The sequence below is a fragment of the Sphingobacterium multivorum genome, from assembly GCF_039511225.1.
Lineage (GTDB): Bacteria > Bacteroidota > Bacteroidia > Sphingobacteriales > Sphingobacteriaceae > Sphingobacterium.
In genome coordinates, this window is sequence record NZ_CP154261.1 from 1635699 (window position 1) to 1649535 (window position 13837).

Sequence of the window (13837 nt, forward strand, 5' to 3'; positions counted from 1 at the left end):
GCTAAGCCATAGGTTTCTGTCGAAAGCTTCCAAGCTAAAATAGATTAAAACCAATAACACCTCTAAAAATGACGCATTTTTATAAGGGTGGGCCAATTGTTCAGCAGTATTAAAAAAATAAACCCATTTGGTTTAAATCGTGTACATGGTATCTTTGGAGATAAGGGATTGATGATTAGTAACTATAAATTAGATATTATGTAATCCTATCGTAAAATGGGACGCGTGGCTGGTAAATCGACACTTAAAGCACCATTTTTTTAGGAAATACCGAAAGTGAAATGATGAAAGATTTAAAAATTCATAATAATGAGGGAGGCAATTTACTGTCTATCAAGCCTGTAGTTGATATCTATTCTGATAGAGAATATTTTATCAACTTGATTTTAAAGCTAAGTTTCGAAACGGGTTATTTTTATATAAATGCAAGTAGGCCTGATTATGATGACCCTAGTTTACTCGAAAAGCTAAAATTGGTTTTAGACAATAAAGGTAATTTTAGTTATAATAACTTTGAAATTACATTCGAAGGAAAGATCTTAAATCAGGAAATAGTAAATTTATTGCCGACTATTTGGTTTCATTATCAGCATGTTAGTTTTACCTTTTCTCATAATCGTGTTTTAAAATTTAATATTAAAACGCTTCCTTGGTTTGATGTTACCGCAAAAGTATCTAGTTATGTTTTTTTTAAAGGTGCTGAGGATGATGTAGTTTGGATTGGAAAGAGTAAAGAATTGAAATTTGATTTTTAAAGTTCAAGGCGAATATACTGTCAGACTAATATTGCTATTAAATTAAACGACTGTAATATGGATTTCGAAGAAGTAAATATGATTTTGTTTTTTACATTAGATGACATTTATCCTATCGCGACAGGTAGGGCGGGTATGCTAGCCTCAAATAATCCATATGTGTCATTTCCCTTTTTAAGATTCCGATTTAAAGACAAAGGCAAAGACGACCAGATATATGGTCAAATTCGTGAAACTGTAAATAGTTTTAAAGGGTTATTGACATGGGAAATGATTACTTTTAATGACGTGCCAAATTATTTAATTTTGCCTATTTATGTATATAGTGACGGAAGGCCAACGAGCGGTGATTTAAATGAGCATTTAATAGCAAAATATGGCGAAAATTTATATCGACAAATGATTGATCAAGCTATTGAGGATATACCCAATTTAGCAAAAGCAATTAAAGATAAATTTCATGCGCAATAATTGTATCGCGTGTTATTTAGAACGAATAATTTCGAATGTAAGCCCAAAAATTATCTTTTGGGCTTACTGTAAAAGGATTTAATCATTCATCTCATCATAATAGACGTCTGTCTTGCTGAGGATCTGCTGTACCTGCTCGTACTGTTTTTTGCTAAGCCCTGTATCGTTCAAAAAGAAGAGACCGCTCCATTTTATTTTTTTGACGGAAGCCAAAAATGGTTCCCATTGCAGGGGATTATTCGTAAACGGTACAAAAACCAGTTTGGGATTATTGTACAATGCCGCTGGGAAGTTTGTAAATTGATTGAACGAAAAATTGGCCTTTTCCAGTTTTTTTAATGCAGCAATAGATTTCGGCAGCGTCGATAGCCCGGCATGCTCTACCCCGAGTTCCTTCAGCTCCGGTAAACGATCAAATTGATCAGGCAGATCCGTCAGTTTGGTTTCGCCCTTATATTTGCCCGAAAGGTAAAGGAAGGATAGTTTGTCCAAACTAAAAATTTCCTCAGGAAAAGTGCTGAACACATTCCCGTTAAGCCCAAGCTGTTTTAAGTTTTTGAGTTGTGCAAAGGATGCTGGCAAGCTTGTCAAGGGATTATTGCAGTCGAACTCTTCCAGCGCTGTCAGATTGGAAATACTTGCGGGAAGTACACTGAGCTCATTTTTACTTAAAGTGATCTTTTTTAGCTTCGGATGAGTGGTCTTTATCTCAGGAAATGTGTCGATGTCCAGGCTGCTGATTTCCAGTGACTCCAGTTGACTGCCCTCGTCCATAATCTTTTGCAGTATCTCGCTGCTGAGCTTCTTTCCAGGTATGGAAGAGTTTAGGGACATGGTTTGTACCTGGGACAGATCTGTATTGACCAGCTTTTCGATTTTCTCCAGATTGAGTTCTTGCCCATCTGTCTTTTTGATGCGCACCTGATCGACCGCCCGCATGGGCATGGATATCATAACAGGCATGCTTTCCGAAGTACCTGCCTGTTCGATCACTTTTGGTGGCTCGGGGATAGGCTTCACCACTGGTGGTGGACCCTGTTTCTTCTTTTTCTTCTGCGCCGAAACGGTTAACGTAAGTATGGATAAACTGAATACAATAATATATTTTTTCATGTGTGTACTTTGTCTTTTGTCGTTAAAGCAAAGATGCACATTTTAAGACGAGTCTGTTATATGGATTTATATCCGATCATTTTGGCTTACGATTCGCTGTATCTGAAGCAATAGTGTTTTAAAATACAGTCCGACGGAAGTGTCAACGTAAAAAGAGCGGTTGGATTGTAAGAGCTCCCCGACCAATCAATGATCAGGGAGCTTTCTTGTTAAAGGGAGTAAGACGGTTTGCGAAATAGGCGCTGGGTTATTTCGCTTCGATCTTGTATACGTAAATCGGGATTCCTTGATCCTTGGCAGTAGGTAAATACAGCCGCAGGGTATCTATATTTTGGATCCATTTCACCTTCGAGGAACTGCCGAGAAGCGTTAAACTTTTGATGTCGAGAACACTTTTTGAAAGCTCAGGGATGTCTATTGTAGCCGTCGACGGACTACGCACAAAAAGATAAACACTTTTCCCTTTCTGCGTAAAGCGATAGTCTGATACGATTTCTTTTGACGTTGCATCATTCACGGCATCTTTCATGCTCGCTTTCTCCTTTTCGGCTACCTTGTTGTCGGCCTGTAGGGTTTGCGCGGTTTGTTTGGCGCCATCCCAGACCGTGGTGCCGTAAATCGCTTCGCCGTTGGTCTTCATCCAGCTTCCGATAGCATGTAGGTTTTCCTGACTTTCAACTGGCCAGGTACCATCGCCTTTGGGGCCCACATTGAGCAACAGATTGCCGTCCTTGCTTACCACCTCAATTAGGTTGCGGACCAGCAGCTCCGGACTTTTCCATTTGGTGTCATGCCTATTGTAACCCCAGTTTTCACTCATCGTGATGCAGGCTTCCCAGTTCTTCCGGGCAGTAGAAACCAGCGACTGCTCAACAACGGCATAATCGCCAAGTCCATTACCTATCCGGCTGTTGATAATACAGTCTGGCTGAATGGAATGGATCAGATCTTTGATTTCCTGACTTTGTTTTTTGGTGATCAGCTCAGGTGTATCAAACCAAATAATACCGATAGGACCATACTGTGTCAGCAATTCGCGCAGCTGCGGTTTGACCTTATTTTCAACGTATTTGTTGAGGTCTTTGGCATCTTCATCGGGATAGTCCCAGGTATTGCTGCGCCCGGCTTTGACAGGCCAGTTGGTAGGCACATCGGGGTTTTCCCAGTCGCGGCCAAGGGAATAATAGAAACAGAGCTTGAGACCATATTTCTTGCAGGCCACCGCAAGCTCCTTCATTGGATCTTTTGCCCAAGGGGTGCGCTTGACGATGTTATAGTCGCTTGCGGCCGAATTGTACATCGCAAACCCATCGTGGTGCTTGGCCGTGATCACCAGGTATTTCATGCCGGCATCGTGGGCCATCTGAGCCCAGCGGTCGGCATCAAAGCCTGTTGGGTTAAACTGATCGGCAATCTTTGCATAGGTCTTGACGGGTATGCGTTCGTAGAGCATAAAATGCTCACCACCTTTGGTGGGATGGCCGTCCCAGTCGCCCGCAGTCTGGGAATAGAGCCCCCAGTGTAGAAACAGACCGAATTTCCCGTCGGTAAACCAGGGAGCGGGCTGCGCCTGCAGGTTCAACCCGACCAACGCTAATAGCACAACAAGCAATGGCACTGCGTTCCTTAAAATTAATTTATGCATTGTATTTCCCAAATCTTTTAACGGTTTTGTACTTTCATGGATGAAACCTTATCGTTGAAAGTCGAAAGATAAGAAGAGGATGATGTGACGACAAGACTGTCGCCTGTAAAATTATCGTTATTGTATAACGTTACTTTAACATTGGCACCAACTTTAATGGAAGAGACGCTATTGTCTGTCACACCTTTGGCCAATAAGTCTGCGGTGGTATATTGCCCTTTACCAAAGCTTCCTTTCACACCGGCATAGGACGCATTGGAATAGGTATACACCGAATCCTGATTGGTCGTCATGAGCCCGTTGACATAGTTGAATTCGTAAACATTGGATGTTGTGTAGCCATTTTGCAATAATAATTTGACCTTGAGTTCGTAAGGTGTATTGCCTTTGTAGTAAAGTTCATTGAGATCTATAGTCCCTTGGATGACACCAGAGGAAACGGGGGCAAATTTCCAGGTGACTGCATTGTAATCTTTGTTGGCTCCTGTACCTTCATTGTTCACATTGGGATCCATATAAACCAATATCTCACTCACAGGCAAATTGGACGTATAATTTCCAGTAATAAAGATTTTTTGTTGACTGTTGTCAATGGCAAATTGAGGTTGAACAGAATATGTAGGTGCCTGGTAAGGGGTAGCTGTCGCTACTGCAGGTTGAAAAACTTCATTTCTGTTGAGAATCGCAGCATCGGAGCCTGTTAGAAAAGTAGGCTGCCCCTTGCTAAAACTCACATTGCCGCTTCCCATCAATGATGTGCCCAATGTAGGTTCTTCACTGACATATTTAGCGCGGTTATGCGGCAAATTTAATCCATGACCCAATTCATGCAGCATGCCGCCGATATAGTTTGAGCTAGGGTTTGGAATTCCATTGACAGACATGGAGGAATTATCTACTGCAAAGCAGTATTTTCCATAGCCATAGAACGGTTGGCTGTTATCGCCATCTGTTCTTGCGGGCAACAGCACTAGATAGTGATTGTTGGATGAAAATTGGCTTGGATGGGCAGCTCTGTACGTATTGATCTCATTTATAATTTTACCAGCGGATACGGCTGAGCTATAAGGGTAGTCCGCTTGAGCTCCTGCGGCAGGGATTTCAATGATGTTAACTAGGCCTGCAGAATCTTTTGCCAGACCCAGATAACTGCTGTAACCATAACGTGCCATCTCATTATGCATCCAATCCTGGAAATGGACAAATAGCTGAGATAACCGTGTTTTGTAGCCGGGTAAGGCTGGATTGTCTGTGGGGACAAACATGACGATATTGAGATTTACGGGATTAGTCACAAATGTGAGATTGGCCAGGGATGTGTCAATAACGCCATTTGATGACGCCTTTAATCGTAGTGTTTCTGGTGCATTTTGCTCTACCAAGGGCTTGGAACACGCGAAAAAAAGGAATAGGACTGTGGTGGACAATGCAAGTCCTTTCATGATTTGCATCCATTTTTTTGTTTGTTGTGTCATAATTTTTGAAGTAAATAATTTATAATTGTTCATGTATATTGGTGGCTTATAATTATTCAAAATACAAGCCTATAGTAAGAAATTGGGTTTGTTTACAATTAAGTCAATCGTTTTTATAATTTGAAAAACGGTAAAATGAATAGATGTTATTTTGTCAAAAGAAGACTACCAGACGGGTTTGTCTGATAGTCTAAACTAAACACTAAATAAACAAATGGTCATCTCTTACCATTATTTTTTCGAGCATGGTGAATGCCGACTATTACTTAGTTACATTGACTATATACCAGACATTGAGTTCGCCGGATCGTATGGTGACGGTATCTTTGCCGACGGTTAAGCCGGTAACCAAGCCTGTACTGCTATACGTTGCAATTTCTGGATGTTTGTTGGTATAGGTCGCCTGTGTGACGCTGCGGTTTCCCGGATTGACCGCCAGATTAATCTGAAGCGGCGTTCCGATTTTAACAGGAATCTGCATGAACCCTCCAGAAAGTACAGCTTCGCGAACAGTCAAATTATCTTTAATGGGCCCCAGATCCTTTTTGCATGCGTTCAACCCCATAGTTACACATAGCAGGCTAATCGACAGGTAGATATATACTTTAATTTTCATGATGTTATTTTTTTTATTCATATTATTTTGCGCCCAGCCATCCTGGATTCTGAACCAGCTGATTACCGTCCAACGTGAGATCATATAAGGGTAATGGCCAATAGTAGCGGTAGTCTGCCCATAAGGCGACACCATTGGTAATGTTGGCACTCCGCGGATAAGCGATGATAAATCCGCTATTATCCAAAAAGATGTCTTTATTGACTTCTTCTTTTAGGGCGATAATAGGTTTGGCGGTATGTGTCCCATCGTACAATTTTCCTTTTTCAGCTGTAAATTTCATGCCGCGTAAGGGCACTGTCATCAGGTTGCCCGCTTTCCAGCGCATCAAATCTTCGTAACGACGGTCTTCCAACACCATTTCAATACGGCGTTCGCGTCTGATTTCACGGATGATGGGGCTAACGGCATAATCAAGTTTTGCAGCATAGATCTCATCAAGCCTAGGATCGGCAGGGAGGTTGCCAAGCTCGAGCTTGCTGCTCGGGTATTTCGCAAAGTCAAATCCTGCACGTTGGCGTAACAGATTGATCGTCCGATCCAGGTCATTCTGTGTCAGCGTGCCTAAAATGGCTTTTGCTTCTGCTAACATCAGCAATACCTCTCCATATCGGAATTCAATAGCCGTTTGTTGTCCGTTTGTCGTGGCTTCATTCTCGGTACGGTCACCCATCCAGTGCTTAATAGGTAAGTAACCAGTTACGGTGGTACCACCACTGACATTGTAAGATAGCCGAGGATAGGTGATGCCATTTTTTTCGAGGCTGGTCGTCCCATCTGTTCGATTAAACAAGGAGCGATTTTCACCGGGATAATTAATGGTCTGTTTCAACCGTGGGTCGCGGTTTTCCAGCTCGGACCATAGTCCATCGTAGCCCTTGAAAAGTGGATTGGCCGAATAGTTTCCTGCGGATCCTGCTGTATAGATCGGTTTACCGTCAATACACAGATATTCATCGATTAGGCCTCGTGTTGCACCGCCAGCTGGTCGTCCGCCAGAAATACTGTTGTTTTGATCCCAATAGCGCTGAGTGGCATGACCTACGACCGTACCATCATAAACGCGTGCCAGGATAGCCTCTTTATTGCCATCGGAATTTGGATCTTTTTTAAAGGTAAATAGTTTCCAGTATGGTGTTTCACCCGTAGCATACAACTGGTATCTTCCGGAGGCAATGATTTTTTCACAGGCATCCACAGCTGCTTCTAAAAAGGGCTTCGCAGTGCCTTGTAAGGATAACTCGTTGTGATAGGTGCGGAAGGAACCTTCGAACAGGCCTATTCGTGCTTTTAAAAATAGCGCCATATCCTGATTGATACGGCCGTCTGGACGGCCAGTAATGCCTTCTAGACCAGCAACAGCCAGATCGATGGTCTTCATTAACGAGTCGGCAACCACCGTTCGTTTATCGCGTGGTTTGTATAATTCCTCGCTGTTGATGTTGAGGTCGCTCGAAAGCCAGGGCACATCGCCAAACAGCATTAATTTGCGGTAATAATCCATCGACTTAAAGAAATAGGCTTCACCGATATATTTGTTCAATCGCATGGCATCATTATTCACCGCCGGCAATGCATTGCGGTAGTTTTTGATGAAATAATTGACGGAGCGCAGGTTTTCCCATGTCCAGTCCACTGAACCACCTGCATTGGGCGGAATAAAGGTGTTGTCCATTATACTGCTGATGTTGCCGTAACGGACCATATTGTCAGTCATAAAGTCGGAAGCCAACAAATGGCTACCGCCAACCACATTGGGGTTGACTTTAGCATCAGCCCAGCCAGAACCATGCCCTAGAATATAGCGGTTATAGAGATTATTGAGGTATAATGTCAGCTCTGTTTCGGTATGTAAGGAGTTGTCGTTCGATAGTTCAGTTTCGGGACTTAGCTGTAAAAATTTATCGTTACAGGACTGTAGCAGCACCAGGGACGATGCTGCAGCAAGGACGATTAATTTGAATATATTTTTTTTCATAGTAGTATGGGTTAAAAGACAATTTGAGCTCCAAAAGCAATGGATCTTTTTTGTGGATAGTCGGCAGATATCTGATCGACATCAAAAATTGTTGGTATTTTTGTGATTTCAAAGAGGTTATAACCGGCCAAAGTGAAACGTAACCGCTCGATACCAATTCGTTTGGTCATCTCTTGCGGTAGGGTATAGCCCAATACGGCCTGTTTGAGTCTTAGGTAGGCCCCATTGATCAGGTATCTGTCCTGTACATTGACCGAAGAACCATACATCGGAAACTCGGCATCTGTACGATCTGGTGTCCAGGATCTTTCGTACATCCATTTTGAACCTGCGCCACCGCCCCAGTAAGAAGATAATCCGGCCCAGATATCACGTTTCAGTACACCTTGGAACAAAAAGTCGAGATCGAAATGTTTATATTGGACATTTCCAGTGATACCAAATCGATAACGTGGTGTAGAATTTCCAATAACGACACGGTCGCCTGGATTTGCCAAGGTGTTCAGTCCGGCATCTATCTTTCCATCAGGAATTCCCTCCGGCCCGCCAAGGTCCTGGTACCAGATATAACCTGGATATAGTGTGCCCTGGTAGGCTCCGTTGTAGATCCAGTTGCCATTGCTTTGGTTTCGTCCGGCAAAATCACTTTCTTGGAGGATGCCCCCCGTGCGGTAGCCCCATATTTCGCCAATTGTTTTGCCATCATACATGACTTCCCGGCCCGAAGAATTGGTAATCATCATGCTGGTATTCGCGGCATAATGCTGTACTTTGGTGAGATAGTCGGATAGATTTAGGCCTACACGGTACCGTAGATCGGGATTGATGCTCTGTTTCCAGAGGAAAGAAAGTTCGAATCCTTTTGTTTCCAGAATGCCCGAGTTTTCCAGCGGTGCGGCTGTTCCCAATGTCGTCGGAAATGAGGCACTGCCATCGGTAAGGATGTCGGTGGTCTTTCTGTTGTAATATTCAAATGTTACATCGAGCCTGTTTTTGAGAAATGTTCCATCAAATCCGACGTTCCAGGTTCTGGCTTTCTCAAATGTGAGGTATGGGGAAACGAGTCCTGGAGGGTCAATATAGACTATTTGCTGCCCGTTGATTAAGTAAGGAGCCTTGCCGGTATTCATTGTTGCCTGATAGGGATAGATGGATGAGGGCTGATTTCCTAATTTCCCCCAGCTTCCGCGCAGTTTAAGTTCGTTGAGCCAGTTCTTCGTTCCGGCCATAAAATCCTCCTGCGATATGCGCCAGCCGGCAGAGAAGGATGGGAAGGTGACAAATCGGTCTTTCTCCGTAAATTTGGCACTTCCATCATAACGTAGGTTACTCTCAAAGAAATACTTCTCAGCAAAGTTGTAGTTCACACGGCCAAATACGGCACGTCCAGCCAGGGTGTATGCATTTCTGGATACCGTATGTAAAGAAGGATCCTCAGCTGCATCCGGGTTCTGTATATCGGGCGAGATCAGTTTGCGGAATGTATTGGTAATCTGATTAAATTTTGTCTGTTCCTGATTGTAACCCACTACGGTGGAGAAATTGTGTGTCTCGGCCCAGGTCTTCTTATAATCTGCATAGATGTTGACCAGGTATTTATTGGTGTTATTATTGTCAAAATAGGCCCGGTTTTCTGCCGCCTCGGCTTGCTGCGATGTATATTGCCAAGAATCCACGACCTGGTTGAATTTGGGGCTGTATCGGCTCAAGCTATAAGACTGGGGCTGATAACTTAGGTCGGCCTTTAATTTCAGTGCATTCGGAATCAAGGTGAATTCGGGGGAGATCAACAAGGATACTCTTCTATCCATCGACTGGTTGTTTGCACCATAACTTAACCAAGCAAGGATGTTGTCGGTATAGGTATTGGGCAATGGGTCATTTGGCCCCGTTTGGATAGGCATATTGATGTTTTTGTTTGTCTCACCCATCATGGCGGACCAGATGCTTCCCTTACCGCCGACGATATATGGACTATTGAAATTTGTCTGGTCAAAACCTATTTTGCCAAAAACGCTGAACCAGCTATTTACTTTGGCATTAATGTTCATCAACGCATTGTAGCGTTTCAACTTATCGGTGTTGATCTTGTACATGCCCGATTGGTTTTGTAATCCACCGGAGATATAGTAATTAATAGACTCGGCACCACCGCTCAAGTTCAGCGTATGTTTTTGCATCGGCGTCCATTTTTTGACGGCTTCCTCAAATGGGTTAACGTTAGCCACCCAAATAATGCTGTTTCCTTCCTGATACCAGGCATTTTCGGGTGTGGGATTGTCCATATATTTTTGGATCATCTCCAGTTTTTTTTCATCTGCGGTGCCAGGTTTACCATTTGTCCACAAAGTCCGGTCCATGCCCGATTTTTGAATCTCATAGGCGTTTAAAATGTCAGGCAGGCCAGATGGCGTATCAAAGTTGGAATCGAAGTTATAGGCGATCTTGCCTTTTTGATTGAATTCACCACGTTTAGTACGGACCAAGATGACACCATAAGCTGCTTTTGTACCATAGATGGCTGCCGCGGAGGCATCTTTGACAAAAGACATATCCATGATGTCATTCGGGTTGAGCTGGTTCAGGGCACCGGTAGAGCTTTCTACTCCATCTATGATCACCAAAGGATCACCATTGACGGATTCGAATACACCTGTATTGCTATTGTAACTCATGGATGTACCACCCCGTAGGTTAAAACCCGGAGTACTGTTTGGCGAACCATTTCCGAAGGTGATATTCAGATTGGGCACCAGGCCTTGCAAGGCCTGTCCGATATTGGCAACCGGCCGATTCTCAAAGGCCTCTTTGCCAACATGTGAAATGGCTCCTGTTAAATTGACTTTCTTTTGTGTACCGAATCCGACAACAACAACTTCCTCCAATGCACTGTCGTTCTCTTCTAAGGTTATTGTCAAAGCACCAGCTGTCCCACTGTTAAACCTCAAGGTCTGTGGTTTAAAAGAAAGGTGCGAAATGCTCAGCGTACCCTCGGCTTGGACTGTTTGTAGTGAAAAGTTTCCTTTGCTATCGGAAGAGGTTCGACTGTTGCTGCCGTTGATGCTAACCGTTGCGTTTTCGATGGGTTTACCGTCTTTTTTGGAGACCAATTGCCCTTTTACCGTATACTGTTGTAGCTTGGGCTGCAGGGGGGCTTTCGGAGTGCCCGGCAAGACGATGATATGATTTTTATGCAGTTCAAACTGCAGGGGCAGTTCGTTTGAAAGTTCTTTGAGTACGCTTTCCAACTTTTGGTTGTCAACGTTGACATTCACCTGCTTGAGATCATTAAAGAGGCTCTCATCATAAAAGAAATGATAGCCGGTCTGTTTTTTAATTTCAGTAAAGACCGATTTTAAGTTGCCCTTATTGATATGTAAGGTGACCTGCTGGGCTTCGGTTTTACCATAGACACCATAGGTAAATAGTAAACCTAGAAACAAGGTTGCTTTCACCTTTTTTGAAAGGAGTGGGGCAAAGCTGGGCTCGTCCATTCGGTTCCCGAATAGGTAATCTTTACATTTGATAAAGTAATTCATATTTTCAGTAATAGGGTTGGTTTTTTTAGTTTTGATTTTTCTGGTACAGATGTTATTAAAGCCCTCTGAAAAGAACAGCGGGATTCGTAGTTGGTCAGGTAAATCTTTACATCATAGTGAGTTCTCCTTTGGTTTTTAAAAATTGGGTTATCGTCTTAGTTCCTACTTTTTACTAGGACGGTTTTTCTGTCGATTTCAAATTCAAGGCCGGCCCCGCGTTTTATCAATTCCAGTGCTTCGGCCAGACTTACACTACGGCTCATGCTACCGCCAAATCTTTTCTTGGTGATTTCTCCTTGATAGATGACTTTAAGATCATACCAGCGTGACAGCTGTTCCATGATATCCTGAATCCGGTCATGTTCGAAATAAAAATAGCCATGTTGCCAGGCGGTTTCCTTTTCAATATTTGCCTTGGTGACGCGCATGTTGCTGCCATCGAATTCAACTTTCTGTCCTGGTACAACCTGTCTGCTGTGCTGATTTTTATCGGTCAGTTGGATGCTGCCATTAACCAATGTGACATTGGATGCTGTATTGCTGTAGGCTGTCAAATTAAAGGCGGTTCCCAGTACTTTAATATCGCCATGTATGGTGCTGACGATGAAAGGTCTATCTTTTTCGTGAGCCACTTCAAAATAGGCCTCGCCATGCAATTCTACCCGGCGCGTCGATTTACCAAAAGCTAAGGGATAGCTCAGCTCAGAAGCCGAATTGATCCATACTTTAGTTCCATCGGGTAATACCATACGATAGAATCCCGATTCAGGTACTTTCAATGTGTTTTTTAGATCGGCAAGTTCGGGCTGGTCACTACTTGGACGATAGCGCAGCTGTCCATCGCTGATGTGAAGCTCCTCGCCGTTCTTTTCCTTAACGGTTGATTGTTTTTCCGAGAGAGCGACAATTCTACCGTCGGACAGGGTGAGTGTGGCCTTTTGTCCACCGGGTAAAACGTCATTTTTATAATGGTATACTTGATCGGGCACAAGTTGCCTGTCTTGGCTTGCCATTCGAAGAAAGAAGGTTATGCCAATAAAAATAAGAAGGCTGGCGGCTAAACCTATATAAATACCGATTTTCGGCATATTCCGGACAGCGTATCTTGGGGTAGGGCTACTGGATTGTCTGGCCAGGATATTGGCCCGCGCCTGATCCAAATCCAGTTTATTCCAGAGCTGTACATCGCTAGAACTGATACCCTGACTGGTATATCGCTCCCACTGATGACGCAAACTTGGATCCTCATCAAAGATCTGTTGTAGGGCTTGCTTATCGATCTCGCTCAGCGTCCCGCTGAACTGTTTTACTAAGAAATCGACAAGTACATATTGGTCGTCCTTCATCATATTCAATTGGCTGTATAAAGAGAAGAGCCACAAGAAATGGAAAAGGATGGAAGGAAAAATGAAAAAAATGTAAGATTTTGTTATTCAGTAAGTAAAATTAACAGAAGCATCAACAGACGTGCATCCAAGCGTGTTCGGAGAAGCTGGATGGCTCTTTTTTTTTGGCTTTTTACGGTATTGATGGAAATGGACAGATTGTTGGCAATTTCATCGTTGGTAAGTTTTTCGAAAACAGCGAGCTGCAATACCTGCCTGCATCCTTGGGGGAGCTTATTGATGGCCGCCATCAGTTGGTTGATGACTTCGGCCTGTATCATGGCATCCATGATGGTCTGCTCTTCGATCATGTTCTTGTCGAGCTGGTCGGCATATTTATTCTTTGTTTTTTCGCTGCGGATCTGCTTGAGACAATTGTTACGGACGGCAATGAAGAGATAGCTTTTACGAGCATTCTCCTCTTCGGGCAAGGTATTGCGCCCTTCGCAAAGCCCGGCAAAAAAACTCTGCACAACATCCTCGGCTTTGGCTTCATCGCGAAGAATATGGTTTGCAAAAAGACAAAGCTGTCGGTAATATTGCTGAAAAAGAGATTCGATATTGTAAGGTAAAGCTATCTGCAAGTTTTTCAACCGGTTTAATCACATTAAGAAATCGACATAACAAGCTCCAGGAGCGCGGTATAAATATAGGGAAATATGCTTAGCTTTTGGAAGGACAGAAGGTCTTCACTTATTTATTTCTTCGAAAACGATTGAGTGCCGGCGGCTGTTCAGCTGTTGACATCGATTCGGTCTATAGGCGGCGCCCGAAATAAGGGGCGTACCCTATGTCTATCTGAAAAAGCGGCCTCGCACTTACGCGGTGGGCCGCTTTTTTTGGATTCTTTTTGCTGCCCG

10 protein-coding genes are annotated in these 13837 nt (G+C 43.4%); 2 read left to right on the plus strand and 8 right to left on the minus strand.

Annotated features, from left to right (window positions below; all coding sequences use genetic code 11):
* Positions 1-281: 281 nt before the first annotated feature.
* Both AAH582_RS06795 and AAH582_RS06800 read left to right on the plus strand, forming a co-directional pair.
* Positions 282-755 (plus strand): hypothetical protein, encoded by a 474-nt coding sequence (locus tag AAH582_RS06795; RefSeq protein WP_343321643.1) that lies wholly within the window; start codon positions 282-284, stop codon positions 753-755.
* Between the two features lie 57 nt (positions 756-812).
* Positions 813-1226 carry a hypothetical protein gene (locus AAH582_RS06800; RefSeq protein WP_343321644.1) on the plus strand — a complete coding sequence of 138 codons (414 nt, stop codon included), beginning with the start codon at positions 813-815 and terminating at the stop codon, positions 1224-1226.
* Positions 1227-1304: 78 nt separating this feature from the next.
* Here the strand turns inward: AAH582_RS06800 and AAH582_RS06805 are convergent, their stop codons facing one another.
* The 8 genes from AAH582_RS06805 to AAH582_RS06840 all read right to left on the minus strand — a co-directional run bounded on the left by AAH582_RS06805 (position 1305) and on the right by AAH582_RS06840 (position 13561).
* Complete coding sequence (locus AAH582_RS06805) at positions 1305-2339, minus strand: leucine-rich repeat domain-containing protein (protein WP_343321645.1); 1035 nt, start codon at positions 2337-2339, stop codon at positions 1305-1307.
* Between the two features lie 247 nt (positions 2340-2586).
* Entirely contained in the window at positions 2587-3984 is a 1398-nt protein-coding gene (locus AAH582_RS06810) for an alpha-L-fucosidase (RefSeq protein WP_343321646.1), read from the minus strand.
* Between the two features lie 17 nt (positions 3985-4001).
* Positions 4002-5459 carry a hypothetical protein gene (locus tag AAH582_RS06815; RefSeq protein ID WP_343321647.1) on the minus strand — a complete coding sequence of 486 codons (1458 nt, stop codon included), beginning with the start codon at positions 5457-5459 and terminating at the stop codon, positions 4002-4004.
* Between the two features lie 262 nt (positions 5460-5721).
* Complete coding sequence (locus AAH582_RS06820) at positions 5722-6024, minus strand: Ig-like domain-containing protein (protein ID WP_046674307.1); 303 nt, start codon at positions 6022-6024, stop codon at positions 5722-5724.
* Positions 6025-6097: 73 nt separating this feature from the next.
* The gene (locus tag AAH582_RS06825; protein WP_343321648.1) at positions 6098-8053 is read right to left on the minus strand and encodes a RagB/SusD family nutrient uptake outer membrane protein; all 1956 of its coding nucleotides are present in this window, start codon (positions 8051-8053) and stop codon (positions 6098-6100) included.
* A gap of 11 nt (positions 8054-8064) precedes the next feature.
* Entirely contained in the window at positions 8065-11592 is a 3528-nt protein-coding gene (locus AAH582_RS06830; protein WP_343321649.1) for a TonB-dependent receptor, read from the minus strand.
* Positions 11593-11747: 155 nt separating this feature from the next.
* The gene (locus AAH582_RS06835) at positions 11748-12941 is read right to left on the minus strand and encodes a FecR family protein (RefSeq protein WP_343321650.1); all 1194 of its coding nucleotides are present in this window, start codon (positions 12939-12941) and stop codon (positions 11748-11750) included.
* Positions 12942-13021: 80 nt separating this feature from the next.
* A complete protein-coding gene (locus AAH582_RS06840) occupies positions 13022-13561 on the minus strand; it encodes an RNA polymerase sigma-70 factor (protein ID WP_343321651.1) in 540 nt (179 codons plus the stop codon).
* Positions 13562-13837: the final 276 nt, after the last annotated feature.

Coding starts and splice junctions, on each gene's coding strand:
- AAH582_RS06795 (WP_343321643.1), top strand. CDS start 282: ATGATGAAAGATTTAAAAATTCATAATAATGAGGGAGGCAATTTACTG.
- AAH582_RS06800 (WP_343321644.1), top strand. CDS start 813: ATGGATTTCGAAGAAGTAAATATGATTTTGTTTTTTACATTAGATGAC.
- AAH582_RS06805 (WP_343321645.1), bottom strand. CDS start 2,339: ATGAAAAAATATATTATTGTATTCAGTTTATCCATACTTACGTTAACC.
- AAH582_RS06810 (WP_343321646.1), bottom strand. CDS start 3,984: ATGCATAAATTAATTTTAAGGAACGCAGTGCCATTGCTTGTTGTGCTA.
- AAH582_RS06815 (WP_343321647.1), bottom strand. CDS start 5,459: ATGACACAACAAACAAAAAAATGGATGCAAATCATGAAAGGACTTGCA.
- AAH582_RS06820 (WP_046674307.1), bottom strand. CDS start 6,024: ATGGGGTTGAACGCATGCAAAAAGGATCTGGGGCCCATTAAAGATAAT.
- AAH582_RS06825 (WP_343321648.1), bottom strand. CDS start 8,053: ATGAAAAAAAATATATTCAAATTAATCGTCCTTGCTGCAGCATCGTCC.
- AAH582_RS06830 (WP_343321649.1), bottom strand. CDS start 11,592: ATGAATTACTTTATCAAATGTAAAGATTACCTATTCGGGAACCGAATG.
- AAH582_RS06835 (WP_343321650.1), bottom strand. CDS start 12,941: ATGATGAAGGACGACCAATATGTACTTGTCGATTTCTTAGTAAAACAG.